The organism is Amorphoplanes digitatis, from assembly GCF_014205335.1.
Classification (GTDB): domain Bacteria; phylum Actinomycetota; class Actinomycetes; order Mycobacteriales; family Micromonosporaceae; genus Actinoplanes; species Actinoplanes digitatus.
Genome location: NZ_JACHNH010000001.1, coordinates 6,907,141 through 6,929,468, shown reverse-complemented (window position 1 = coordinate 6,929,468; position 22,328 = coordinate 6,907,141). Strand labels below are relative to the sequence as shown.

Below are 22,328 nucleotides of genomic sequence, written 5' to 3'. Positions count from 1 at the left end.
TGGCCGAGACCCCACAAGTCGTTTTGTCATTACAAATCGGATCAGTGACGGTGTGCGCGCCGTGGTCGGCTCCGGCGCTCGTCCATGCCGTCCGGCTCGCCGGACGGGGTCGGCGAGGCCGTCGTTGTCGGCTCCTCGGACGGCGGCGCGCTCTCGGACGCCGAGGCGCTCGGCGACGCGGTGGCCGACGGGCTCTGCGGCGTCGGCACCGGCGCGGTCGGCGTGGGCACCGGCGGGATCAGGCAGCAGTCGGTCGGCCGGGTCGCCGGCGTGACGCTACCCACCGTCGTCCGCAGCCGCGGCGCCGTCGCCGGCCGCCTCGCCGCCGCGCCGCCGGCCGGCGGCAGGATCCGGACCGTGCCCGGCGCGGTCGTCGCCGGTGCCGGCCCGGCGGGTGCGGCAACGACGCCGCGGCCGAGGCCGGAGTTGGACTGGTCACCCTCGGAGTCCTGCGGCGCCCGCGCCGCCAGCGGGTACGGCTCGGCGCCCGCGGGCCGGTCGGCGACCAGCGCGTCGATCCCGGTGACGACGGCGTAGTAGCTGCCCGCGGCGCCCGCGACGGCCAGGGCGCCGAACGCCGCCACCGCGGCCAGCCGGCGCGGCCTCGGCACGACCTCGTCGCCGTACGAGGTACGCAGCCCGCCGGTGCCGAGGCCACCGAAGGTGCTCATCCCGGTCGAGGTCACGTCCTGGTAGCCGGGGGCGGTGTCCGGTACCGCGGCCGCCTTCCCCGTGTCCGGGCCGCGCCGGCCCAGGTCGTAGCGCACCGAGCGCCAGGCGCCGGTCACCTCGTTGCGGGCTCTCCGCCACAGGGTCATCGGGACACTTCTCCGATCTCGAGCAGCCGGGGCGTTCCCGGTTCCGCATGCTCCGCTTGGTCAGCCGCGGAGCGGGCATGGCACGCTGGTCGGGTGACCGAATCAGTAAGCGTGGGTGACGCGGCGGCGCCGCAGCCCGCCGGCCCGACCGAGTGGATCAACCTGCCCGACGTGGCGGACAAGCTCGGCTTGTCGATCAGCAAGGTGCACCAGATGATCCGCGACGGCGCGCTGCTCGCGGTCCGGCGCGACGGCATCCGCGTGGTGCCGGCGGAGCTGGTGGCCAACAGCACCGTGCTCAAGCACCTCCCCGGCGTCATCACCTTGCTTCGCGATAACGGGTACAACGACGAAGAAGCGCTCCGGTGGCTCTATGAGCCGGACGCGACGGTCGACGGCTGCGGCGCCAAGGGCCTCGGCGGCGACCGCGCCCGCGAGGTCAAGCGGCGCGCGCAGGCGCTCGGCTTCTGAGCCACGCATGCGGCATCTCGCATACCTGTCGGTGCTCGCGGGATGCCTGGCGGCGGCCCTGTGGCTGGAGCCGGTGCTGAGGGTCAACGTGCTCCGCCGGTGGCGGCGGCTGCTGCTCACGCTGCTGCCGGTTGCGGTCGTCTTCGTGCTCTGGGACCTGGCGGCGATCGCGGCCGGGCACTGGAGCTTCGACCCCGAGCAGATCACCGGCGTACTGCTGCCCGGCGGGCTGCCGATCGACGAGGTGCTGTTCTTCCTGGCGGTGCCGACCTGCGCGATCCTCGGCTTCGAGGCGACCCGGGCCGTGCTGCGACGTCCGGCGGGTGACGAATGACCTACACGGCCGCCGCGGTGCTCGGCGTGCTCGGCGCGCTGGCCGTCGACCTGTTCGTGCTGCGTACCCGGCTGGTGACCCGGGCCGTGTTCTGGGCGACGTACCCGATCATCATCGTGTTCCAGCTGCTGTCGAACGGGATCCTCACCGGCCGCCGCATCGTGATCTACAACCCGAACGCGATCCTCGGCCTGCGGCTCGTGTACGCGCCGGTCGAGGACCTGCTGTTCGGCTTCGCGATGGTGCTGCTGACGCTCTCGGTCTGGGTGTGGCTAGGCCGGCGCGGCGTGCAGCGCGGCCCGGCCGCGGGCGAGGGCAGCGGGCTGCTGCGCCGGCTGCGCGGGCGCGCCTGATTCACACCGCGCGCCGGGTTGCCGCGTCCGCCAGTTCGAGCAGCACGGCCCGGGCCTCGGTGTCCAGCTCCTCGGTGCGGGTGAGCGCGGCGAGGGCCTGCCCGGTCAGCGACGAGATCCGCTCCTCGGTCCGGGCCAGCGCCCCGCAGTCGCGGATGATCGCGCGGAGGCGCTCGACGCCCGCGTCGTCAAGTTCCGGGTCGCCGAGCCGGGACTCCAGCTCGTCGCGCTCCGCCGGCCCCAGCGCGGCATGCGCCGCCGCGACCAGATATGTCCGCTTTCCCTCGCGCAGGTCGTCGCCGGCCGGCTTGCCGGTCTGCGCCGGGTCGCCGAAGACCCCGAGCACGTCGTCGCGCAGCTGGAACGCCTCGCCCAGCGGCAGCCCGTACCCGGAATAGGCCGCCGAGACCGATTCCGGCGCGCCGGCCAGGGCCGCGCCGAGCAGCAGCGGCCGCTCGACGGTGTACTTCGCCGACTTGTACCGGGCCACCTTGCCCGCCCGCTCCAGCGAGGTGTCCCCGGTGGCCTGGGTCAGCACGTCCAGGTACTGGCCGACGGTCACCTCCGTGCGCATCGCGTCGAAGACCGGCCGCGCCCGGGCCAGGTCGGCCAGGTCGACGCCCGAGGAGTACAGCAGCTCGTCCGACCAGACCAGCGCCAGGTCGCCGAGCAGGACGGCCGCGTTGTCGCCGAAGCCCGACGCGTCGCCGCCCCAGCCCGCCTCCGCGTGCCGCGCCGCGAACCGGCGGTGCACCGACGGCTCGCCGCGGCGGGTGTCGGAGCGGTCCATCAGGTCGTCGTGGATCAGCGCGCTCGCCTGCACCAGCTCCAGCGCCGAGACCGCCGTCACCACCTGGTCGGAGTCGACGCCGCCGGCGCCGCGGTAACCCCAGTACGCGAACGCCGGGCGCAGGCGCTTGCCGCCGCGCAGCACGAACTCCTCGAGGGCGTCGGCGACGTCGGCGAGTACCCCGTCGATCGTCAGGAGCCGGACACGCCGGTCGGCGAGGAAGGCGGCGAGGGCTTTGTCGACGCGCGGGCGCAGGCCAGCGCGTTCCAGCGGGGAGGTCACGGGGCAAACCTAGCGGGTCGGTACGCCCGTGCCAGCCGGTACAGTCTGGGTGTGTCTCTCGGACTTCCTTCACGGCTACCGACGTCTCCGGCGATCGGTGAGCTCATCCGTCGTCCGGATCCGACGTTTTCCTTCGAGTTCATGCCGCCCAAGACGCGCGAGGGCGAGCAGCTGCTCTGGCAGACGATCCGGGAGCTGGAGACGCTGCGCCCGGACTTCGTCTCGATCACCTACGGGGCCGGCGGCAGCACCCGGGACACCACCGTCGCGGTGACCGAGCGGGTCGCGACCGAGACGACGCTGCTGCCCATGGCGCACCTGACCGCGGTCGGCCACTCCGTGGCCGAGCTGCGCAACGTCATCGGGCGGCTGGCCGGCGCCGGCATCCGCAACGTGCTCGCGGTCCGGGGCGACCCGCCCGGCGACCCGATGGGCGAGTGGGTGCGGCACCCCGACGGCGTGCTCTACGCCGAGGACCTGGTGCGGCTGCTGCGCGAGTCCGGCGACTTCAGCGTCGGGGTGGCGGCCTTCCCCTACAAGCACCCGCGCTCCGCCGACGTCGAGACGGACACCCGCAACTTCATCCGCAAGTGCCGGGCCGGCGCCGACTTCGCCATCACCCAGATGTTCTTCGAGGCCGACGAGTACCTGCGGCTGCGCGACCGGGTGGCCGCGGCGGGCTGCGACACGCCCATCGTGCCCGGTGTGATGCCCGTCCTGAGAATGGCGACCATCACTCGGGCCGCGCAGCTCTCCGGTGCCCCGTTCCCGCGTGCCCTACAGGCCCGCTTCGAGCGCATCGCCGACGACGCCGACGGCGTGCGCAAGCTCGGCATCGACCTGTGCGGCGAGATGTGCCAGCGGCTGCTCGACGAGGGCGTGCCCGGCATCCACTTCATCACCATGAACCGTTCGACGGCGACCCGCGAGGTGTGGCAGCGGCTGGCCGCCAACGTCCCGGTGTGACCTGGGCGGAGTACGCCGCGGCCTGGTCCAGGCTGCACGGCGGCTTCGACCCGGACGCCGCCTCGCCGCTGGTGCGCGGCTGGATCCGGCTGACCTACCGCGGCGGCGTCCTGCTCGGCCGGCTCGGCGTCGGCCCGGCGGCCGTCACCGCGTCCGGGCTGGCGCTCTGCCTCGGCGTGCCGGCCGCCGCCCTGCTCGGCCCCGCCGGGCTGCTCCTCGGCGCCCTGCTGGTGCTGCTCGCGGCCGCCGCCGACGGCCTCGACGGCGCCGTCGCCGTGGTCACCGGCCGGACCTCCCGGCTCGGATTCGTCTACGACTCGGTCGCCGACCGGCTCGGCGAGCTGGCCTGGCTGACCGCGTTCTGGATCGCGGGCGCGCCGGGCTGGCTGGTCGTCGCCGGCGGCGCGGTGAGCTGGCTGCACGAGTACATCCGGGCCCGGGCCGCCGCCGGTGGCATGCCGGGCCTCGGCGTGGTGACGCTGGGCGAGCGCCCCACCCGGGTGTCCGTGGCGATCGCCGGCCTGCTCGTCGGCGGCCTCGCCGGCCTCGCGGACGCGGCGTGGGCGCCGCCGGTGATAGTCGCGGCGGCCGTCGTCTGGGCCGCGCTGGGCCTGGCCGGACTCGCACAGCTGGCGGCCGCGGTCCGCGCCGAGCTGTCGGGCTGATCGATCTTTATTCGGTTGTCCACGATGGGCCGCCGCACCTACCTTCTTCACCAACGACGTGTTCCGGATCACCGGGACCTAGGGAGATCACGTGACGGCCGACCGGTACGAGAGTGGGGCAGCAGGCCCCGGCTGACGCCTTGCGCGCACGCCGGTCGCCGCTCGTCTCCCTGTTCGGAGGCGGGCGGCTTTTGCGTGTACGGGAAACAGAGGAGGTGACCCGCGATGAGTGTGGTCCTTGTTCTCAACGCCGACTTCGGGCCTCTGCACCGGGTCAGCGTCCGGCACGCCATCCGCATGCTGTTCCGCGAGGTGGCGGTCGTCGAGGAGGCGCGGCCGGACGCCCGCATCGGCGTCTTCCCGATCCCGACCGTCGTCCGGCTGGTCAGCTACGTGGTGACCCGCTGGCGGCACAGCCGCGGCCCGGCCTGGTCCCGCGGCGGCGTGCTGACCCGCGACGGCCGCACCTGCGCCTACTGCGGCGGCGCGGCGTCCACCATCGACCACGTGCTGCCGCGCTCGCGCGGCGGCGGCAACACGTGGCTCAACACCGTCGCGGCCTGCGGGCGCTGCAACCAGCGCAAGGGTGACCGCACGCCGGCGGAGGCGCGGATGCCGCTGCGCCGGGCGCCGACGGCGCCCGGCTGGGCGGCACTGGCCGCGCACTGAGGACGACGACCGGCGGGTTCACACGGGGGTCCGTCGGTCGTCCATCAGCAAAATCATCCGGTACGGGATGATCCCGCGCTATCGTTCGGTAATGTCCTCCGCCGCGCCCGAGCGCACCGTCCGTGACCTGACCGGCCTGCTCAACATGGCCGGTCACGCCCTGTCCAACCGGCTGGCCGCCGCGCTCGCCGAGGTCGATCTGACCCCCCGCATGCAGTGCGTCCTCCTGCACGCGCTGGAGGAGGAGCGGACCCAGATCCAGCTCGCGGCCCTCTCCGATCTCGACAAGACGACCATGGTCGGCACCGTCGACGACCTGGAGCGGCGCGGGCTGGCCGAGCGCCGCCCGTCCGCGACCGATCGCCGGGCCCGGATCATCGCGGTGACCGAGGCCGGCCGGGCCGCGGCGGCGCGGGGGCAGCGGATCGTCGACCGGGTGCACGCCGAGGCGCTGGGCGCGCTGCCCGAGTCGGAGCGGGACACCTTCGTGGCGGCGCTGGTGCGGCTGGTCGGCGAGGCCGCCGACCCGGGGCCGCGGCCGGTGCGCCGCGCCCGGCAGCCCGCCCAATAGGTGGCAAGCAGATAGTCCGTAAGCAGACTATCTGCTACGGTCGGACCATGGCTGCTTCCGTACCCCTTCGTGACCGGCGGCGTGCCGCCGCGCTCGCCGTGCTCTGCGCGATGGCGCTGATGATCGTGCTGGACAGCACGATCGTGGCCGTCGCCGTGCCCGCCATCCAGGCCGACCTGGGCTTCTCGCCGACGGGCGTCGCCTGGGTCGTCAACGGCTACCTGATCGGCTTCGCCGGGCTGCTGCTGCTCGCCGGCCGCCTCGGCGACCTGATCGGCGCACGCCGGGTGTTCCTCGCCGGGCTTGTCGTCTTCACCGCGGCGAGCCTGCTCTGCGGCCTCGCCACGACCGCGCCGCTACTTGTCGCGGGCCGCTTCGTGCAGGGCGTCGGCGGCGCGCTGGCGTCCGCGGTGATCTTCTCGCTGATCGTGCGGCTCTACCCGGAGCCCGGCTCGCAGGCCCGGGCCATCGGCGTCTTCAGCTTCACCCAGGCCGGCGGCGCGGCCTTCGGCTTCGTCGCGGGCGGCCTGCTCACCGATGCCGCCGGCTGGCCGTGGATCTTCCTGGTCAACCTGCCGATCGGCGTGGCCGTGCTGGTCGTGGCGCTGCGGGTGGTGCCCCGGGAGGCGGGGGCCGGCCTGCGCGAGGGCCTGGACGTCAGCGGCGCGATCCTGATCACGCTGGGCCTGTCGCTCGGCGTCTACGCCATCGTGGACGGCGGTTTCCGGTACGGCGTGGCGGCCCTGCTCCTGGTCGTGGCCTTCCTCGTACGCCAGCGGTACGCCCGCACCCCGCTCGCGCCGCTGAGCGTGCTGAGCCGCGGCCGGCTGCTGGCCACCGGGGCGGCGGTGGTGCTGATCTTCGCGACCGGCATGGGATTCCAGTTCGTGAACGCCCTGTTCCTGCAGCGGGTTCTCGGCCTGGACTCGATCGGAACGGGCCTCGCGTTCCTGCCGACCCCGATCGTGATCGGCGTGCTGTCGCTGCTGGTGGCGCCGCGGATGATCGCCCGGTTCGGCGTCCGCCCGGTCCTGCTGGCCGGGCTCGGCATGCTGGCCGCGGGGCTCGCGCTGCTGGTACGGGCGCCGGCCGAGGCTCGGTACGCGACCGACGTGCTGCCGTCGCTGATCATCATGGGCCTGGGCATCGGCGTGGTCATCCCGGCGATCATCATGCTGGCGATGGCCGGGGCGGAGCCGGGCGAGACCGGGCTGGTGTCCGGTCTCACCAACACCGCGCAGCAGGCCGGCGGCGCGCTGGGCCTGGCGGTACTGGCGGTGGTCGCGGCCCGGGTCACGGACGCGAGCCTGGCATCCGGGCTGGGCGAGGTCGCGGCGCTGCGCGACGGCTACAGCCGCGCCTACCTCACCGCCGCGGGATTCGTGACCGCCGCAGCCATCATCACCGCCCTGCTGCCGTCACGCCCGCCGTCAATAGTGGACGCGACCCCCGATGACCAGCCGTCCACCGTGGGAGGTGCCCCCAACGTGATCCTGTCCAAGGACGCGTGCGAGTCCGGCGCCCGGTAGCGCGGCACGCATCCTCGGTCATGTCAACGTATTGTTGACGCCGTGACCGAGGACGTGACCGAGGATGCGCCGCCGCAGGCTCCGGAGCTCGGGCGGCTCGCGGAGATCGGCGCCGCGCGGGCCCGCCTCGACGAGCGTGAGCTCGAACTGATCGACCGGGCACGCCAGGCCGGCGCGACGTGGGTCCAGGTCGCGGCGGCGCTCGGCCTGGCCAGCCGCCAGGCCGCCGAGCAGCGCCGCCAGCGCCTGATCGCCGCCGCCCGGTCCCGACGCCACGACCAGGACCTCCGCTACGCGCACAGCATTGTGATCCTCCGTGTCGCGGTCGGCGAGCTGCACCGGGGCATCGCCGCCGACCGGCGCTGGGACGACCGCTTCACCCGCGCCGCCCTGGTGCGCGCGACGGTCGCGACGGCCCTCGACGCCCCGCCCGGCGGGCTCTTCGCGCTCGCCGAGCAGGCCGCCGCCGACCTGGACCGGGTCGAGGCGGACCGGCTGCCCGGACACATCCGCGTCGCCCTCGACGGCCTCCGGCAGGCGCTGTCAACGGATCATTGACAAAACGTCCGGCTCTTGCAGCCGAACGCGCTCAACTTCAAGGATGTGAGTCACTTCGACTCAATCTTGGGGGCCTGAATGCGGCGCAACGCTGTCCTGTTCGTGGCGATCTCCCTGTTGTCCGGCTTCGGCAGCAGCGCGATGTCGCTGGTCGCGGGCATCTGGATCCTCGACCTCACCGGGTCGCCGAGCCTCGCCGCGCTGGCCGGGCTCTGCGTCTACGCGCCGACCCTGGCCGGGCCGTGGCTCGGCGGGCTGCTCGACCGGGTGCCGTGCCGCCCCCTGATGGTCGCCACCAACCTGCTGCTCGCCGCGGCGCTGCTGAGCCTGTTCGCGGTCCGCTCACCCGCGCAGACCTGGCTGATCTTCTGCGTCTCCACCGCGTACGGGATCAGCTATGTCCTGCTGGATGCCGGCGAGTCGGCGCTGTTGCCGTCCGCGCTCCCGCCGGGGGAGCTCGGCGACGTCAACGGCTGGCGCTCCAGCGCGCAGGAGGGCATGAAGCTGATCGCCCCGCTCGCGGGCGCGGGCCTCTACGCCTGGCGCGGCGGCCCGGCGGTCGCGGCGCTGAGCGCGGCGATGCCGGTCCTGGTCGCCGTCCTGTACGCGGCCCTGCGGCTGCGGTCGGCGCCGGTGATCGCCGGCCCGCCGCGCGAGCGTGGCGTCCGTGCCGGGCTGGCGGTACTCGCGGGCACGCCGCTGCTGCGCTCGACCGTCACCCTGGCCGCGGTCGCGATCGCGATGTCGGGCTTCGCGACGGCCGCGCAGTTCCAGGTGGTGACGGCGGATCTGGGCCTGGCGGCCACGTTCCTCGGTGTGCTGCTCAGCGCGCAGGGCGCCGGGTCCATCGTGGCGGGTCTGGTGGCCGGCCGGGTGATCGCACGGCGCGGGGTGGTGTTCGTCGGGGTGGCCGGCGCGGCGCTGTTCGCGGCCGGCCTGCTGGCCCGGTGCCTGCCCTGGTGGCCGGCGCTGGTGGTGGGCGCGGTGATCGGCGGCATCGGCCTGCCGTGGACGCTGATCGCGGCGGTGACCGCGGTGCAGACACACACGCCGCGGGCGATGCTGGGCCGGGTGTCGGCGACGGCGAACACCGCGATGTTCGGCCCGATCGCCGTGGCGACCCCGCTCGGCGCGGCCGCCGTCCACCTCGGCGCCCGCCCGGCCCTGCTGATCGGCGCCGCCGGCTGCCTGGCCGCGGCGATCGTCGTCGCCCGCCGCCGAATCCCGTCCCGCGAACCCTGCCACGGGTCCGCCGCCGAACCGGACGTGGCCGCCGAGCCGGACCTGACCGCCGGCCTGACCACCGGGCCGGATCTGACCGCCGGGCCAGGCCGGGCCGCCGAGCCTGCCCGGTGATCCTGAATTTCACGGAGGTCTCCGGGGCCGGAGCTGCGGCTCGCGCCACGTCGGAAACGGCTCCTTGAACGGCCGGCTGATAGCCTCCGGCGAGAGCTGAGGAGGCGGGGATGGCGGCGGGTGCTGGGGTGCGCCGGCAGCGGGCCGCGCAGACGGAGGCCGAGCTCAAGGCCGCCGCGGTGCGCGTCTTCGCCCGGCTCGGCTACCTGAACACGAAGATCACCGACATCACCGCCGAGGCCGGCCGGGCGGCGGGGTCGTTCTACACCCACTTCGCCAACAAGGAGGCTCTGCTCGAGGCGCTGCTGACCGACCTGCTCGCGCAGGGCGACGCGGCCGCGGCCGACGCGCGGCACGGCGACGACTTCAGCGACCGCGACGCGGTGCGTTACCACGTGGCGAGCTACTGGTACTTCCACTCCGAGCACCGCACGCTGCTCGGTGCCCTGCAACAGGCCGCCACCGTCGACGAGTCCTTCGCCGAGCGGGCCCGGGCGCTTGTCGATCCCGACATCCACCACATCGCCGCCCACCTGGTCCGCGCGCGGGAGGCCGGCCTGCGGCTGCCCGGCGATCCGGTGGTCGTGGCGACTGCCTTCACCACGCTGATGCCGGCCTTCGCCGCGATGTGGCAGTCGGGGCAGGGCCCGGCGCTCGGCCGTGACCTCTCCGACGCCGAGGCGATCGAGACGCTGACGTCCCTCTTCTATGCCGCGATCGGCGGCGTCAACCCGTAGCGGAACCGGCGTGGCCACCCCGAACGGGATGACCACGCCGGCCGGGCGCGAAGAGGCTACTTCTTGCCGAGGCTCTTGCGGTAGTCGTCGTTGAGGCGGCCGATCAGCGTCAGCGGAATCCCCTTGGGGCAGACCGTCGTGCACTCGCCGGCGTTGGTGCAGCCGCCGAAGCCCGCGTCGTCGTGCGCCTCGATCATGTCGATCACGCGGCTGGCCCGTTCCGGCTGGCCCTGGGGTAGCAGGCCGAGGTGCGCGACCTTGGCCGCGGTGAACAGCATCGCGGAGCCGTTGGGGCAGGCCGCGACGCAGGCGCCGCAGCCGATGCAGGTGGCCGCCTCGAACGCCGCGTCCGCGTCCGGCTTGGGCACGGGGGTGGCGTGCGCGTCCGGCGCCGTTCCGGTCGGCGCGGAGATGTAGCCGCCGGCCTGGATGATCTTGTCGAACGCGGTCCGGTCCACGACCAGGTCCTTGATCACCGGGAACGCCGCCGCCCGCCACGGCTCGACGTCGATCGTGTCGCCGTCGGCGAAGTGGCGCATGTGCAGCTGGCAGGTGGTGGTGGCCTTCTCCGGGCCGTGCGCCACGCCGTCGATCACCATGCTGCACGCGCCGCAGATGCCCTCGCGGCAGTCGTGGTCGAAGGCCACCGGGTCGTCGCCGTCGAGGATCAGCTTCTCGTTGAGGACGTCGAGCATCTCCAGGAAGCTGGCGTCCGGCGAGATGTCCTTGACGTCGTAGCTGACCATGCGGCCCTTGTCGTCGGGGCCCTGCTGGCGCCACACGCGCACCTGGATGTCCATTACTTGTAGCTCCGTGTGCTCGGGTGGACGTATTCGAAGTTGAGCTGCTCCTTGCGCAGCGTGGGCGTCTCGCCGCCGTACTCCCAGGCCGCGACGTAGCTGAACTCGTCGTCCTGGCGCAGGGCCTCGCCGTCCGGCGTCTGGCTCTCGGCGCGGAAGTGCCCGCCGGCCGACTCGGCGCGGTGCAGGGCGTCGATGCACATCAGCTCGCCGAGCTCGAAGAAGTCGGCGACGCGGCCGGCCTTCTCCAGGTTCTGGTTGAGCTGCTCGCCGGTGCCGGGCACCTTCACCCGGGTCCAGAACTCCTCGCGCAGGCCGCGGATGAGCCCGATGGCCTTGGTCAGGCCCTCCTCGGTGCGCTCCATGCCGCAGTACTCCCACATGATGTGGCCGAGTTCGCGGTGGAACGAGTCGACAGTGCGGTCGCCGTTCACCGCGAGCAGCTTCGCCAGCCGGTCCTCGACCTGGCTGCGCGCCGCCACGACCTCCTCGTGGCTCTCGTCGATCTTCTCGAACGGGCCGGCCGCGAGGTAGTTGTTGATCGTGTTCGGCAGCACGAAGTAGCCGTCCGCCAGGCCCTGCATCAGCGCGGACGCGCCGAGCCGGTTGGCGCCGTGGTCGGAGAAGTTCGCCTCGCCGATCACGAACAGGCCCGGGATCGTCGACTGGAGGTTGTAGTCGACCCAGAGGCCGCCCATCGTGTAGTGCACGGCGGGGTAGATGCGCATCGGCACCGCGTACGGGTCCTCGCCGGTGATGCGCTGGTACATCTCGAAGAGGTTGCCGTACTTGGCCTCGACGGCCTTGCGGCCCAGCCGCTCGATCGCGTCGGCGAAGTCGAGGTAGACGCCGAGCCCGCCGGGGCCGACGCCGCGGCCCTCGTCGCAGACGTTCTTGGCCGCGCGGGACGCGATGTCGCGGGGTACCAGGTTGCCGAACGACGGGTAGATCCGCTCCAGGTAGTAGTCGCGGTCGTCCTCGGCGATCTCGGCGGCCGGCTTGCCGCAGTCCTCGCGGCGCTTGGGTACCCAGACCCGGCCGTCGTTGCGCAGCGACTCGCTCATCAGCGTGAGCTTGCTCTGGTGGCTGCCGGACTCGGGGATGCAGGTCGGGTGGATCTGCGTGTAGCAGGGGTTCGCGAACAGCGCGCCCTTGCGGTGCGCCCGCCAGCTCGCCGTGACGTTGCAGCCCTTGGCGTTGGTGGACAGGAAGAACACGTTTCCGTACCCGCCGGAGGCGAGCACGACGGCGTCCGCGAGGTCCGTGGTGATCTCGCCGGTGACCAGGTCGCGGACGACAACGCCGCGGGCCTTGCCGTCGACGATGACCAGCTCCAGCATCTCGTGCCGGGCGAACATCTCGATGTTGCCGAGCCCGATCTGGCGCTCCATCGCCTGGTACGCGCCGAGCAGCAACTGCTGGCCCGTCTGGCCCCGGGCGTAGAACGTGCGCGACACCTGGGTGCCGCCGAAGGAGCGGTTGTCGAGCAGGCCGCCGTACTCGCGGGCGAACGGCACGCCCTGCGCCACGCACTGGTCGATGATGTTCACGCTGACCTGGGCGAGCCGGTACACGTTGGACTCGCGGGCGCGGAAGTCGCCGCCCTTGACCGTGTCGTAGAAGAGCCGGTGGATCGAGTCGCCGTCGTTGCGGTAGTTCTTGGCGGCGTTGATGCCGCCCTGCGCGGCGATCGAGTGCGCCCGCCGCGGGCTGTCCTGGTAGCAGTAGGACCGCACCCGGTAGCCGGCCTCCGCGAGGGTCGCCGCGGCCGAGCCGCCGGCCAGGCCGGTGCCGATGACGATGACGCTCAGCTTGCGCCGGTTGGCCGGGTTGACCAGCTTGCCGGCGAACTTGTGGCGCTCCCAGCGGGTCTCGATCGGTCCGTCGGGCGCGGCGGTGTCGGCGATGTCCTCGCCGTCGTTCCAGAACGTCATGATCAGTCCACCAATCCGGTGAGCACGGCGAACGGCACCGACAGGTAGCCGACCACCAGGGCGACGGAGAGCAGCAGGGCGGCGCCGCGGGCGATGCGCTCGCCGCGGGCCGTGCGCTGGCCCAGGGTGCGGACCGCGCTGAACAGGCCGTGCCGCAGGTGGAAGCCGACGGCCACGATCGCGAGCGTGTAGAAGAGGGTCACGTACCAGCGGTCAGGCGCGAAGTCGGCGACCACGTTGGCGTGCGGGTGCTGCCGGTCGCCGACCGGGTTCAGCGTCCCGGTGGTCAGGTCGAGGATGTGGAAGATGACGAACAGCAGGATGATCACGCCACCCCAGCGCATGGTCCGGGCGGCGTAGCTGCCCTGGATCTTGGGCCGGTGCACGTAGCGGACCGGGCGCGCCTTGCGGGCCCGGCGGGCCAGGATGGTCGCGGCGGCGATGTGCCCGGCGACGGCGAGGGTGAGCCCGCCGCGCTGTAGCCAGAGGTACCAGTCCTGCGGCAGCAACGGGGTGCCGATGGTGCGCAGCCAGTGCGCGTAGTGGTCGAACGTCTCGGCGCCGAAGAAGATCTTCAGGTTGCCGATCATGTGGGCGTACAGGAAGCCCACGAGCAGCAGGCCGGTGACGGCCATGAGGATCTTCAGTGCGATCGAGGACCGCGCGCCGCGACGAGGCTTGGGTGCCGCCGTCTTCTTCGCCGGCCGTGCCGTCGTCCTCGGAGCTGGAGTGCTGATGTCTACCGCCACACCTGGACGGTAGGAAGCATTGGGCGATTCGTCTAATGCATGATCGTCGCGGTCATCATAGCTATAGGCTATGAAAGTGCAGCTACAGCAGCTCCGATACTTCCTAGCAGTGGTAGAAACCCGGCATTTCACTCAAGCCGCGGACCAGATGGGCGTCTCACAGCCGACTTTAAGTAAGCAGATTCACACCCTCGAGGAGACCCTCGGCGCGCCGCTCTTCGAGCGCGTCCGCGGCGCCGTCGGGCTCACCGCGGCCGGCGAGACCCTGCTGCCCCTCGCACGCCGGATGGTCGCCGACGCGGACGCCGCCCGGGACGCGGTGCAGGAGATCGTCGGCCTGCGCCGCGGGCGGGTCCGGGTCGGCGCGACGCCGAGCCTCTGCTCGTCGCTGGTCCCGACGGTGCTGTACCGGTTCCGCGCCGAACACCCGGACATCGAGCTGCACGTGAACGAGGGCAGCTCGCAGGACCTGATCGCCGACCTGCTCGCCCGCGACCTGGACCTGGCCCTGATCGTCCAGCCGGAGCACGGCGTCGACGAGTCCCTGCACACCGCGCCGCTGCTGCAGGAGAGCCTGGTCGTCGCGTCGGTCCGCTCCGGTCCGCCGCCGACCGCGCGGGTGCAGCTCGAGCTCGACGAGCTGCGCGACCAGCCGCTGGTGATGTTCCGGCCCGGCTACGACCTGCGGGACGTGACGCTCGAGGCGTGCCGGCGCGCCGGCTTCACGCCAAGGTTCGCGGTCGAGGGCGGCGAGATGGACGCGGTGCTGGCGTTCGTCGAGGCCGGGCTCGGCATGGCGCTGGTGCCGAGCATGGTGCTGGTGAACCGGCCCCTGCTGCGGGCGACGCCGCTCGCGCCCCCGGGCATGCGCCGGACGATCGCGCTGGCGCACCGGCGACGGGCGGTGCTGCCGCACGCGGCCGAGGCGCTGCGCGCGACCCTGCTTGACCACATCGCCACCGGCGAACTCCCGATCGGCGTCCAGCCCCTCTAGCCGATGCCGCGCGATGCCCGGCCGATCGCGTCGGCGACGATCTTTGCGGACAGGGTCACCATCGGGAGGCCGCCGCCGGGATGCGTCGAGCCGCCGACCAGGTACAGGCCGTCGACCGGGCCGCGGTTCCCCGGGCGCAGCAGCCCGCCGGCGGTCCCGTAGATCGTCCCGCCCGGTGCGCCCGTCGCCTCCTCCAGGTCGGCCGGTGTCCGTGTCTCGGCGAACAGCAGCCGGTCGCGGACGTCCAGGCCGCGCCGCGCCAGCACGTCGAGAATGTGCGCCGCGTACGCCTCGGCCAGCCCCGGACGCCGCCAGTCGACCGCGCCGTACGACGTGCCGTGCCGGGGCGCGTTCACCAGCACGAACCACGCCTCCGTGCCCGGCGGGTGCACCGCCGGATCCTCGGCGCGGGTCACGAAGATCGTCGGGTCGGCGGCGGGCCGGGCGCGGGCGCCGGTGCCCGGCGAGCCGAAGACCGCGTCGAACTCGGCGTCGTAGCAGCGGGGGAAGAACACCGTGTGGTGCGCCAGCTCCGGCGTCCGTCCGCGCACGCCGAGCAGCAGCACGAAGCCCGCCAGGCTGCGGTCCGCGAGGGCGCCGAGGCGCGTCGGCGCCGGCAGCAGGTCCCGGTACACCGTCAGGGCGTCCGCGTTGGACACCACGAAGTCGGCCGGCACGATCTTCCCGGAACCGAGGCGGATCCCGGTCACGCGCCCGGCGGACGTGCCGATGCCCGCGACCGGCGACGAGGTCGTGATCTCCACGCCGAGGTCCTGGCAGCGGGCGAGCAGCGCGGCGGACAGCCCGCCGAGGCCGCCCGGCAGGTACCAGCCGCCGAACGCCAGCTCCGCGTACGGGATCGCGGCCAGCGCCGCCGGCGCGCGGCGCGGATCGGCGCCCGTGTAGGTCGCGTACCGGTCGAGCAGCATCCGCAGCCGGGGGTCGCGCAGATATCGGCGGCCCAGCCCGCGCAGCGAGCGCCACGGCGCGATCGCCGCCAGGTCGCCGACCCGCCAGGACAGCGCGGCGAGCGTCGCCGGCGTGACCTCGCGCCGCAGCACCGAGCGCCAGGACGCGTGCCAGATCCGCTCGGCCCGGACCCAGAAGCGCGCCCAGTCGGCGCCCGCCGCCGCGCCGAACGCCTCCTCGATCCGGGACCGGAAGATCTCCGGGTCGGAGCTCGAGTCCAGTGTCGAGCCGTCCGGGAAGACGTGCCGCACCACCGGATCCAGCGCCGCCGGCGACAGGCCGAGCCCCAGGTCCGCGAAGATCCCCGGCAGCGTCAGCAGGCTCGGGCCGGTGTCGAAGCGGAAGCCGTCGCGCTCGTAGCCGCCGAGCTTGCCGCCGACGGAAGGCGCGCGTTCGTGCACGGCCACCCGGTGCCCGGCGGCGGCCAGCCGCGCGGCCGCGGCCAGCCCGCCGACCCCCGCGCCGATCACCGCGATCCTGCTCATACCGGCCTTCCGCGCCAGGTCAGCAGCCCGCGCCGGCGCAGCGCGAACGACCGCACGACCAGCCACCCGAAGATCAACACCGAGATCGGATGCGCCAGCGCGTCGGGCCAGGCCCGCCCGCCGGTCGCCCTGGCCGCGACCACCCGGCCCAGAACACCCATCCCGTACGCGCACAGGCTTGCCGCCGCGAGCCAGGTGGCGCCGGCTCCCGCCAGCAGCAGGGCGGCAAGCGGCGGTGCCGCGTACAGGATGAGGAGCAGGACCACGACGGCGGCCGCGCCGGCGGGTGACCCGAAGGACGCCCACAGCGACTTGCTGTAGCCGTCCCGCAGGTCACGCCACGTCGGGTACATCAGGCAGTCGGCGAATGCCGAGGCGTCCGCGAGCGCGACGCGGCCGCCGGAGCGCTTGACCGCGCGGGCCAGCCCGATGTCCTCGAGCACGTCGCCGGCAACGGCCGCGTGCCCGCCGGCCCGCTCGTAGCCGGCCCGGTCCGCGACCAGCCACTGCCCGCCGGCCGCCGCAAGCGACGGCCGCGGCGAGCGCTCCATCGCCCGCAACGGCAGGAACGTCAGCCAGGACCATTGCAGCAGCGGCTGCACGAGCCGGCCCGCCCCGACGATCCGCGGGTACGGCGACAGCAGGTCCACCCCGCAGCCGCGCAGCAGCGCGACGCCGCCGGCGATCGCGTCCGGCGCGAGCACGACGTCCGCGTCGACGAAGACCAGCACGTCGGCGTCGCCGGCGGCCTCGGCCAGCCGCGCGCAGGCGTACGGCTTGCCGAGCCAGCCGTCCGGCGGCGGCGCGCCGGTCAGCAGCCGCACCCGGTCGCCGGCGACCGCCCGGACCACGTCGGCGGTGCCATCGGTCGAGCCGTCGTCCAGCACGACGATGTCCAGGTGCGGCACGCCGGCCTGTGCCAGCAGGGCACGCAGGCACGGCGTCACCCGCTCGGCCTCGTCGCGGAGCGGCAGCAGCACGGCGACGCGTTCCATTGTCGTCTGCCCGGCGGCGGGGCGCCGCAACAGGGCCGCGTTCACGATCGTGTGCGCGGTCAGCGCCGCCGGCGCCAGCAGGACGAGCCAGATCACCGGCGGGACAGCCGTACGAGAAGGGGCAGCACGACCGCGCCCATCAGGACACCGCCCCACAGCGCCGAGGCCGGCAGGCCGAGGAAGACCGCGTGGGCGAGCACGCAGGAAGCGTACGTCCAGATCCAGAGGGCGAGTATCGGCGCGTCCCGGTCCGCGGCGACGGCGGCCCGCGGGCCCGCCGCGGCGGCGAACACGGCCATGAGCAGCAGCGCGAAGCCGAGCCAGCCCAGGTAGTTGCCGATCGGGATGCCCGGAACGCCGGGCAGCGCCGGCGTCGGCGAGCGCCAGGTCCAGTAGCCCTCGGCGACCATCTGCGGGTCGAGGAACAGGTCCCAGGCCGCCAGCCCCGCGCCGGCGACCGCGATCCGGGCGACCCGGGACCGGGCCAGCCGCAGCGCCGCCAGCCAGGCCGGCCAGGCCATCCAGGTCCAGGCCAGCGGGATGACCAGCGGTACGCCGAGCAGCTTGGGCCCGAGCCGGCCCGAGTAGTCGTAGGTGCCGAACGGGAAACCCGTCGCGACGCCGAGCGCCTCCACCGCGAAGCCGCACAGGGTCGTCGTGGCGATCAGCGTGACCGCCGTGCGTACGCCCCGGGTGAGCAGCGCGTGCGAGACCGAGAGCAGGTAGCCGAGCACGACGGTCAGCACGGTCAGCGCGGCCCGCGCGCCGCCGCCGGTCAGCGGGTAGCAGATCTGGGTCAGGATCAGGGCGCCGAGCAGCGCCCAGGGTATTGCCCGGGTCACCGTTAGATGCCGACGGTTCCGGGCGCGTCCTCGGTCGCCGGACGGCTCGCGAGCGGCAACTCCCGGCCGAGGATCGCGAACGCGCGCTCGTCGCCGGGGAAGATGAAGTCGCGCAGCACGTCGGAGAAGCCGAACCGGCGGTACAGCCGCCAGGCCCGGGAACGCTGCTCGTCCGCCTCGGGCGTGGACAGCAGCACGGTCGAGCCGTCGGCCATCGACAGCAGCGCGCGCAGCTGCCGGGCGCCGATGCCGTGGCCCTGCGCGCTCGGCCGGACGTGCAGCTCGACGACCTCGAAGCAGCTGCCGAGCCAGAATCGCCGGGCCGGCTCGTCGAGGGCGGACCGCACCTGGTCGTGCCACCATTGGCCCGGCCCGGAGACGTAGCCGTAGCCGAAACCCGCGAGGTGCCCGTCGGTGGTCAGGGTGGCGACGGCCCGGAATCCGGCCCGGCGCACGTGCGCGCCGATGTAGCCGCGGCGGGTCTGCAACAGCTCGGCGCGGTAACCCATCGCCTCGCCGTAGACGCTCACCACGTCGTCCAGCCGCCGGAGCATGTCGTCCGGCTGCCAGGGAACGAGCCTCATCGCTCTCCTTCCTGCCAGCCCAGCACGGCCCTGTCGCCGCTGATGTCGCGCACCGCGAACCGGGCGAACAGGTCCTCGGCGTACCACCGGGCGGCCGGCGTGCGTGCGATCACCGCGCGGTGCTCCGGCTGACGGTACGCGAAGCCGGTCAGATCCGTCTCGCTGCGCCAGAGGCTGACGGTGCCCTGCCAGCCGATCGGCGCCTCACCGATGCCGAAACGGGCGAGCAGCCCCGGCGCCGCGGCCAGCTCCCGAGCCACCGGCGTGATCGCCCGCCAGAACGTCAGCGCCCTTGCCGGGCGCAGCCGGGCCCGGGTCAGCGCGAGCACCGGGCCGTCGGCGCGCCCGCCGCGCGGGTCGCCGAACGGCTCCCGGCCGGACCAGCGCCCGCGGCTGGCCAGCGGGGTCAGGTCGACCCGGGCGGCCTGCTCAGCGAGCCGGCCCCACGCGGCCCCGGCCGGCCCCAGGTCGCCGCCGGCCGGACTGTCCCAGGCCAGTACGGCCGCGTACCGGGTCAGGTCGGCGTCGCCCGGGCCGAAGCTCGTGCCGGTGGCCGTGCCGAGCAGCTTGCCGAAGCGCACGCCGGGCAGCGCCCGCAGCCGCCGGCGATCGACCGCCATCCGCAGCAGCGCGCCGCCGAGCGCGCGCCGCGGCACCCGCCACACGTGCAGCGTGACCAGCGGCGGTACGGCGCTCATCCCGCCAGGCTACGGAGCACTCTTGATCCTGAGCTCGGTGACCCTGAGCCGGGGGAACGAGGTCTCGCCGATCTTGTCGTAGCGGGCCTCGATCACCGTGCCCTGCTCCGGCGGCAGCAACTCGTCCAGCGGAAGCCCCCGCGGATCGGTCGAGACGACCCAGATCCGGGTGGTGCCCGCCAGGCAGGCGGCCGGGTCCTGGCAGGCCCGCTGCCGCCACGACCAGCTCGGCGCCCGCGACGCGTCGATCAGCGCCTCCCGAGGTCGCCGGTCGGGCGGCAGGTCGCGCCACTCGTAGCGGAAGCCGCGGTACGCGTACTGGTAGCCGGTGAAGACGACGGCGTCGCCCGGCTGCTGGTGCACCCGGATGAAGGCGGCCGCCGAGCGGAACCCGAACTCGGTCAATATCCCGTCGCCGCGGATCAGCACCTGCTGGTCCCAGCTCGCGAAACTCAGCCCGGCCAGCGTCGCCGCCAGCACGGCCGCGCCGGCACCGCGGGCGCCGGCCTCGGCGGTGAGGCGCCGCAGCGCGTACGCGGCGGCCAGCACCCACGCCGGAATCGTGAAGAGCAGGTAGCGCGGGTAGAAGAACGAGAACTCGTGGAACGTGTAGTACGCGAGCACCGGCGGCAGCAGCACCCAGACGGCCAGCATCGCGGCGCCCACGCGGTCCTTGAAGGCCAGCCCGGCCAGCGCGGCGAGGCCGAACACCAGGAAGAACCCGGCCGCCGCCGGGCTCATGAACAACTCGGCCGGGAACTGCTGCACGCGCTCCCAGGTCGGGTCGGGTACCCAGCTGATCTGGCCGCCCTGCCCCCGCCCGACGAGCACCAGCGGCGCGCTGACCAGCACGGCGGACCCGGCCGCGGCCGCCCAGCCGACCAGGATCCGCCGCCGCCGCTCCCGGTCCGCCCGGGCCGCCGCGGCGACGGCGACCAGGTGCGCGGCCAGCGCCATCAGCGCGACCAGGTGGCTGGCGGCGACCCAGGCGACGGCGAGGCCGTAGCAGAGCCAGCGCAGCGCGGACGGGCGCTCCAGCGCGCGGAGCAGCAGCAGGATCGCGGCGACCGAGGCGAGCACGGCCATCGCGTACGGGCGGGCCTCCTGGCCGTAGCGGGTGACCGCCGGGACCGCCGCCAGCAGCAGGCCGGCGAACAGCCCCGCGGTCGCGTCGAAGAGCCGCCGCCCGACCAGGGCGGTCAGGGCGGCGGCGCCGGCCATGCACAGCGCGGAGGGCAGCCGGAGCGCGACGGCCGAGTCGCCGAACACGGCGGTCCAGCCGTGCAGCAGGACGTAGTACGGCACCAGCACGAAGTCGACGGTCTCGGCGAACCGCCGCAGGTCGGCGAACGACAGCGAGGCCGCCCACCAGGTGGCGTGCTCGTCGCGCCAGAGCTGCCGCTCGCCGATCCCGATCAACGTCACGACCAGCGTGACCGCGAACGGTACGGCGGCGAGCACCGCCGTCTCCCGCCGCTTTATGTCGGTGTCGATGGCGCTACGCCACGTCTATAGCGGTGCCGCCGGTGACACGGAGCAGTTCGGCGTACGTGATCGGGAAGACCACCTGGGGCACCCCGCCCGCGGCCCAGATCTCCGGGTAGCCCGCGAGGGCGGTGTCGACCAGGGTGCGCACCGGCTTCGGATGCCCGAGCGGGGCGACGCCGCCGATCGGCTGGCCGGTGTGCAGCCGGACGAACTCGGGCGTGGCCCGCCCCAGCTTCGCGAGCCCCAGCCCGGCCGCGACTTTCCGGGTGTCGACCCGGTGCGCGCCGGAGGTGAGCACGAGCAGCGGCTCACCGTCCGCGTCGAAGATCAGCGAGTTGGCAATCTGTCCTACCTCGACGCCGAGGGCCGCTGCCGCCGCGGCGGCCGTGTGCACGCCCTCGTCGAAGACGGTCATCCGCGGCGCACCGCCGTCGGCGGTGCGGGCGTCCGCGTTCACGAGCGCGGCCTCGACCGCCTGCACGTTGGGATGGTTCTCCATCGGACCATTGTGCCCGGTGGGGTGGGTGTCGTGGTCGTCAGCCCCGCGTCCCTTTTGGAGCCGCCTTATCGGGGAGCACGGTGGTGGAATCCACTATTGCTCCCGCAAGCTGCTGCGATGTCAGTCCTATGGCCGTCGCGAGGTTCGTTCCCTCCCCGGTCACCGAGTCCTTCCGCAGGTCAGCTCCGCGCAGATCGGCGCCGTGCAGATTGGCTCGGCTCAGATCCGCGCCACGCAGATCCGCGCCGCGAAGGTCGGCTTTCTCGAGATTGGCGTCATTCAGTTCGGCCAGGGAGAGGTCCGCTTTCCGCAGGTCCGCCCCGACGAATCGGCTCTTCGTCAGCTTCGAGACCCGGAAGCGGGATCCACTCATGCTCGCGCCGTCGAAGTTAGATCCGACCGACGACACGTGTCTGAATAGGGTGCTCGTCTCGTCGTATTCCAGGTCCGGCGTCTCGTAGTCATCACCTAGGTTCGCCGAACTGAAAACGGCGCCGCGCAGATCGGCCTTCCGGAAGTCGGACGCCACGAACGCGCATATGTTGCCGATATCGGCCTTGCGAAGGTCCGCGCCGGCGAAGTTCGATTCCAGGAATACCACATTGTCGAACCGGGCTCCGCTCAGATTCGATCCCCGTAGGTCGATGTTCGAGAACCTCGCGTCGCGAATTCTCATTCCGCCCAGGCCGAGGCGGGCGTCGCCGACGTCGACGAACGTGTCTTGCCCTGCGAACGGGTCCGGGCGGCGTCCCAGCACCGTGAAGGCGGCCCGGATGTCCGTGGGGGAAGCCGGCGTACCTGAAGCCGCGACTGCGGAGCGGGGTGAGTGCTGGCGTATGAACGAGCTCAGCACCTCGATCACGGTAGGCCTGTATTCGCTCGACTCCCGCATCAACCGCTCGAGCGCATAAATGCCGCCGAGCCGGATGCTGATTTTGTCTTTACCCTCTTGGCCCAGCTGGTCGATCGCCTTGACGAATCGTTCCGCCTGTTGGCCCTGCACCGCGATCTCCAGCTGGCGGCGGGTGGCTTCCGCCTGCTCACGGTTGAAGCTTCCGGTGATGTAGAGGCCGATCCCGACGAGGAGGACGGAGATCAGGCCGCCGATGTTCGTCCACCGCTGCCACCGATCGGCCCGAGTCCGTTCAGGACGGGGTCTTCTGAGCCGGCCACTTCGTTGCAACTTCAAGAT

The 22,328-nt window shown here is 73.2% G+C and carries 25 protein-coding genes; 12 read left to right on the top strand and 13 right to left on the bottom strand.

Translation table 11 applies throughout. The annotated features are described in order from the left end of the window. Nucleotides 1-41: 41 nt before the first annotated feature. Entirely contained in the window at nt 42-818 is a 777-nt protein-coding gene (locus BJ971_RS30260) for a hypothetical protein (protein ID WP_184996561.1), read from the bottom strand. Nucleotides 819-911: 93 nt separating this feature from the next. Here BJ971_RS30260 and BJ971_RS30255 point away from each other — a divergent pair, with 93 nt between their 5' ends. The 3 genes from BJ971_RS30255 to BJ971_RS30245 are packed head-to-tail and all read left to right on the top strand — an operon-like array spanning nt 912 to nt 1,976. Beyond that, nucleotides 912-1,289, top strand: a complete 378-nt coding sequence (locus BJ971_RS30255; protein WP_184996560.1) for an Rv2175c family DNA-binding protein — start codon at nt 912-914, stop codon at nt 1,287-1,289. A gap of 7 nt (nt 1,290-1,296) precedes the next feature. After that, nucleotides 1,297-1,623, top strand: coding sequence for a lycopene cyclase domain-containing protein (locus BJ971_RS30250; RefSeq protein WP_184996559.1), 327 nt, complete (start codon nt 1,297-1,299; stop codon nt 1,621-1,623). Beyond that, nucleotides 1,620-1,976 (top strand): lycopene cyclase domain-containing protein, encoded by a 357-nt coding sequence (locus BJ971_RS30245; protein WP_184996558.1) that lies wholly within the window; start codon nt 1,620-1,622, stop codon nt 1,974-1,976. The genes BJ971_RS30250 and BJ971_RS30245 overlap by 4 nt, the downstream gene beginning before the upstream one ends. Before the next feature lies 1 nt (nt 1,977). Here BJ971_RS30245 and BJ971_RS30240 read toward each other — a convergent pair whose 3' ends face one another. After that, the gene (locus BJ971_RS30240) at nt 1,978-3,036 is read right to left on the bottom strand and encodes a polyprenyl synthetase family protein (RefSeq protein WP_184999190.1); all 1,059 of its coding nucleotides are present in this window, start codon (nt 3,034-3,036) and stop codon (nt 1,978-1,980) included. A 63-nt stretch (nt 3,037-3,099) separates the two neighbouring features. On the opposite strand from BJ971_RS30240, the gene metF reads away from it, so the two are divergent. The 8 genes from metF (at nt 3,100) to BJ971_RS30200 (ending at nt 10,099) form a co-directional block, all read left to right on the top strand. Then, a complete protein-coding gene (metF, locus tag BJ971_RS30235) occupies nt 3,100-4,014 on the top strand; it encodes a methylenetetrahydrofolate reductase [NAD(P)H] (protein WP_184996557.1) in 915 nt (304 codons plus the stop codon). Further along, nucleotides 4,011-4,679 carry a CDP-alcohol phosphatidyltransferase family protein gene (locus BJ971_RS30230; RefSeq protein ID WP_184996556.1) on the top strand — a complete coding sequence of 223 codons (669 nt, stop codon included), beginning with the start codon at nt 4,011-4,013 and terminating at the stop codon, nt 4,677-4,679. The genes metF and BJ971_RS30230 overlap by 4 nt, the downstream gene beginning before the upstream one ends. Nucleotides 4,680-4,904: 225 nt before the next feature. Beyond that, entirely contained in the window at nt 4,905-5,348 is a 444-nt protein-coding gene (locus BJ971_RS30225; protein WP_184996555.1) for an HNH endonuclease, read from the top strand. 91 nt (nt 5,349-5,439) lie between these two features. Next, complete coding sequence (locus BJ971_RS30220; protein WP_184996554.1) at nt 5,440-5,919, top strand: MarR family winged helix-turn-helix transcriptional regulator; 480 nt, start codon at nt 5,440-5,442, stop codon at nt 5,917-5,919. Nucleotides 5,920-5,966: 47 nt separating this feature from the next. Beyond that, nucleotides 5,967-7,448, top strand: a complete 1,482-nt coding sequence (locus BJ971_RS30215) for an MFS transporter (RefSeq protein WP_184996553.1) — start codon at nt 5,967-5,969, stop codon at nt 7,446-7,448. A gap of 42 nt (nt 7,449-7,490) precedes the next feature. Next, a complete protein-coding gene (locus BJ971_RS30210; RefSeq protein WP_239087397.1) occupies nt 7,491-8,006 on the top strand; it encodes a hypothetical protein in 516 nt (171 codons plus the stop codon). A gap of 78 nt (nt 8,007-8,084) precedes the next feature. Next, entirely contained in the window at nt 8,085-9,362 is a 1,278-nt protein-coding gene (locus tag BJ971_RS30205; protein ID WP_184996552.1) for an MFS transporter, read from the top strand. Between the two features lie 110 nt (nt 9,363-9,472). Further along, nucleotides 9,473-10,099: a TetR/AcrR family transcriptional regulator gene (locus BJ971_RS30200; protein ID WP_184996551.1), complete on the top strand. Its 627-nt coding sequence runs from the start codon at nt 9,473-9,475 to the stop codon at nt 10,097-10,099. A 56-nt stretch (nt 10,100-10,155) separates the two neighbouring features. Here BJ971_RS30200 and BJ971_RS30195 read toward each other — a convergent pair whose 3' ends face one another. The 3 genes from BJ971_RS30195 to BJ971_RS30185 are packed head-to-tail and all read right to left on the bottom strand — an operon-like array spanning nt 10,156 to nt 13,480. Next, complete coding sequence (locus tag BJ971_RS30195; RefSeq protein ID WP_184996550.1) at nt 10,156-10,899, bottom strand: succinate dehydrogenase/fumarate reductase iron-sulfur subunit; 744 nt, start codon at nt 10,897-10,899, stop codon at nt 10,156-10,158. Beyond that, nucleotides 10,899-12,833, bottom strand: coding sequence for a fumarate reductase/succinate dehydrogenase flavoprotein subunit (locus BJ971_RS30190; protein WP_184996549.1), 1,935 nt, complete (start codon nt 12,831-12,833; stop codon nt 10,899-10,901). Before BJ971_RS30190 ends, BJ971_RS30195 begins: the two co-directional genes overlap by 1 nt. 2 nt (nt 12,834-12,835) lie before the next feature. Beyond that, nucleotides 12,836-13,480: a succinate dehydrogenase cytochrome b subunit gene (locus tag BJ971_RS30185; protein WP_260415904.1), complete on the bottom strand. Its 645-nt coding sequence runs from the start codon at nt 13,478-13,480 to the stop codon at nt 12,836-12,838. Between the two features lie 172 nt (nt 13,481-13,652). On the opposite strand from BJ971_RS30185, the gene BJ971_RS30180 reads away from it, so the two are divergent. Next, on the top strand, nt 13,653-14,576 hold the full coding sequence (locus BJ971_RS30180; protein WP_184996547.1) for a LysR family transcriptional regulator: 924 nt from the start codon (nt 13,653-13,655) through the stop codon (nt 14,574-14,576). Here the strand turns inward: BJ971_RS30180 and BJ971_RS30175 are convergent. Genes BJ971_RS30175 through BJ971_RS30140 form a run of 8 tightly spaced genes read right to left on the bottom strand, consistent with a single transcriptional unit; the run spans nt 14,573 to nt 22,325 of the window. Then, nucleotides 14,573-16,030 carry a phytoene desaturase family protein gene (locus tag BJ971_RS30175; protein ID WP_184996546.1) on the bottom strand — a complete coding sequence of 486 codons (1,458 nt, stop codon included), beginning with the start codon at nt 16,028-16,030 and terminating at the stop codon, nt 14,573-14,575. The two genes, BJ971_RS30180 and BJ971_RS30175, sit on opposite strands and share 4 nt — an antisense overlap. Next, the gene (locus tag BJ971_RS30170) at nt 16,027-17,121 is read right to left on the bottom strand and encodes a glycosyltransferase family 2 protein (RefSeq protein ID WP_184996545.1); all 1,095 of its coding nucleotides are present in this window, start codon (nt 17,119-17,121) and stop codon (nt 16,027-16,029) included. Before BJ971_RS30170 ends, BJ971_RS30175 begins: the two co-directional genes overlap by 4 nt. Continuing rightward, complete coding sequence (locus tag BJ971_RS30165; protein ID WP_184996544.1) at nt 17,118-17,867, bottom strand: carotenoid biosynthesis protein; 750 nt, start codon at nt 17,865-17,867, stop codon at nt 17,118-17,120. The genes BJ971_RS30170 and BJ971_RS30165 overlap by 4 nt, the downstream gene beginning before the upstream one ends. 2 nt (nt 17,868-17,869) lie before the next feature. Beyond that, nucleotides 17,870-18,451, bottom strand: a complete 582-nt coding sequence (locus tag BJ971_RS30160; protein ID WP_184996543.1) for a GNAT family N-acetyltransferase — start codon at nt 18,449-18,451, stop codon at nt 17,870-17,872. Further along, nucleotides 18,448-19,149: a monooxygenase gene (locus BJ971_RS30155; RefSeq protein ID WP_184996542.1), complete on the bottom strand. Its 702-nt coding sequence runs from the start codon at nt 19,147-19,149 to the stop codon at nt 18,448-18,450. Before BJ971_RS30155 ends, BJ971_RS30160 begins: the two co-directional genes overlap by 4 nt. 9 nt (nt 19,150-19,158) lie before the next feature. Further along, entirely contained in the window at nt 19,159-20,610 is a 1,452-nt protein-coding gene (locus BJ971_RS30150; protein ID WP_184996541.1) for a glycosyltransferase family 39 protein, read from the bottom strand. A 37-nt stretch (nt 20,611-20,647) separates the two neighbouring features. Then, the gene (locus BJ971_RS30145) at nt 20,648-21,136 is read right to left on the bottom strand and encodes a YbaK/EbsC family protein (RefSeq protein WP_184996540.1); all 489 of its coding nucleotides are present in this window, start codon (nt 21,134-21,136) and stop codon (nt 20,648-20,650) included. A 37-nt stretch (nt 21,137-21,173) separates the two neighbouring features. Next, nucleotides 21,174-22,325: a pentapeptide repeat-containing protein gene (locus BJ971_RS30140; RefSeq protein WP_184996539.1), complete on the bottom strand. Its 1,152-nt coding sequence runs from the start codon at nt 22,323-22,325 to the stop codon at nt 21,174-21,176. Nucleotides 22,326-22,328: the final 3 nt, after the last annotated feature.

What these genes read in the sequence shown, in the direction of transcription:
- BJ971_RS30260 (WP_184996561.1), bottom strand. Translation starts at nt 818, where the DNA reads ATGACCCTGTGGCGGAGAGCCCGCAACGAGGTGACCGGCGCCTGGCGC.
- BJ971_RS30200 (WP_184996551.1), top strand. Translation starts at nt 9,473, where the DNA reads ATGGCGGCGGGTGCTGGGGTGCGCCGGCAGCGGGCCGCGCAGACGGAG.
- BJ971_RS30160 (WP_184996543.1), bottom strand. Translation starts at nt 18,451, where the DNA reads ATGAGGCTCGTTCCCTGGCAGCCGGACGACATGCTCCGGCGGCTGGAC.
- BJ971_RS30250 (WP_184996559.1), top strand. Translation starts at nt 1,297, where the DNA reads ATGCGGCATCTCGCATACCTGTCGGTGCTCGCGGGATGCCTGGCGGCG.
- BJ971_RS30225 (WP_184996555.1), top strand. Translation starts at nt 4,905, where the DNA reads ATGAGTGTGGTCCTTGTTCTCAACGCCGACTTCGGGCCTCTGCACCGG.
- BJ971_RS30205 (WP_184996552.1), top strand. Translation starts at nt 8,085, where the DNA reads ATGCGGCGCAACGCTGTCCTGTTCGTGGCGATCTCCCTGTTGTCCGGC.
- BJ971_RS30175 (WP_184996546.1), bottom strand. Translation starts at nt 16,030, where the DNA reads ATGAGCAGGATCGCGGTGATCGGCGCGGGGGTCGGCGGGCTGGCCGCG.
- BJ971_RS30190 (WP_184996549.1), bottom strand. Translation starts at nt 12,833, where the DNA reads ATGACGTTCTGGAACGACGGCGAGGACATCGCCGACACCGCCGCGCCC.
- BJ971_RS30215 (WP_184996553.1), top strand. Translation starts at nt 5,967, where the DNA reads ATGGCTGCTTCCGTACCCCTTCGTGACCGGCGGCGTGCCGCCGCGCTC.
- BJ971_RS30145 (WP_184996540.1), bottom strand. Translation starts at nt 21,136, where the DNA reads ATGGAGAACCATCCCAACGTGCAGGCGGTCGAGGCCGCGCTCGTGAAC.
- BJ971_RS30195 (WP_184996550.1), bottom strand. Translation starts at nt 10,899, where the DNA reads ATGGACATCCAGGTGCGCGTGTGGCGCCAGCAGGGCCCCGACGACAAG.
- BJ971_RS30220 (WP_184996554.1), top strand. Translation starts at nt 5,440, where the DNA reads ATGTCCTCCGCCGCGCCCGAGCGCACCGTCCGTGACCTGACCGGCCTG.
- BJ971_RS30155 (WP_184996542.1), bottom strand. Translation starts at nt 19,149, where the DNA reads ATGAGCGCCGTACCGCCGCTGGTCACGCTGCACGTGTGGCGGGTGCCG.
- BJ971_RS30180 (WP_184996547.1), top strand. Translation starts at nt 13,653, where the DNA reads ATGAAAGTGCAGCTACAGCAGCTCCGATACTTCCTAGCAGTGGTAGAA.
- BJ971_RS30245 (WP_184996558.1), top strand. Translation starts at nt 1,620, where the DNA reads ATGACCTACACGGCCGCCGCGGTGCTCGGCGTGCTCGGCGCGCTGGCC.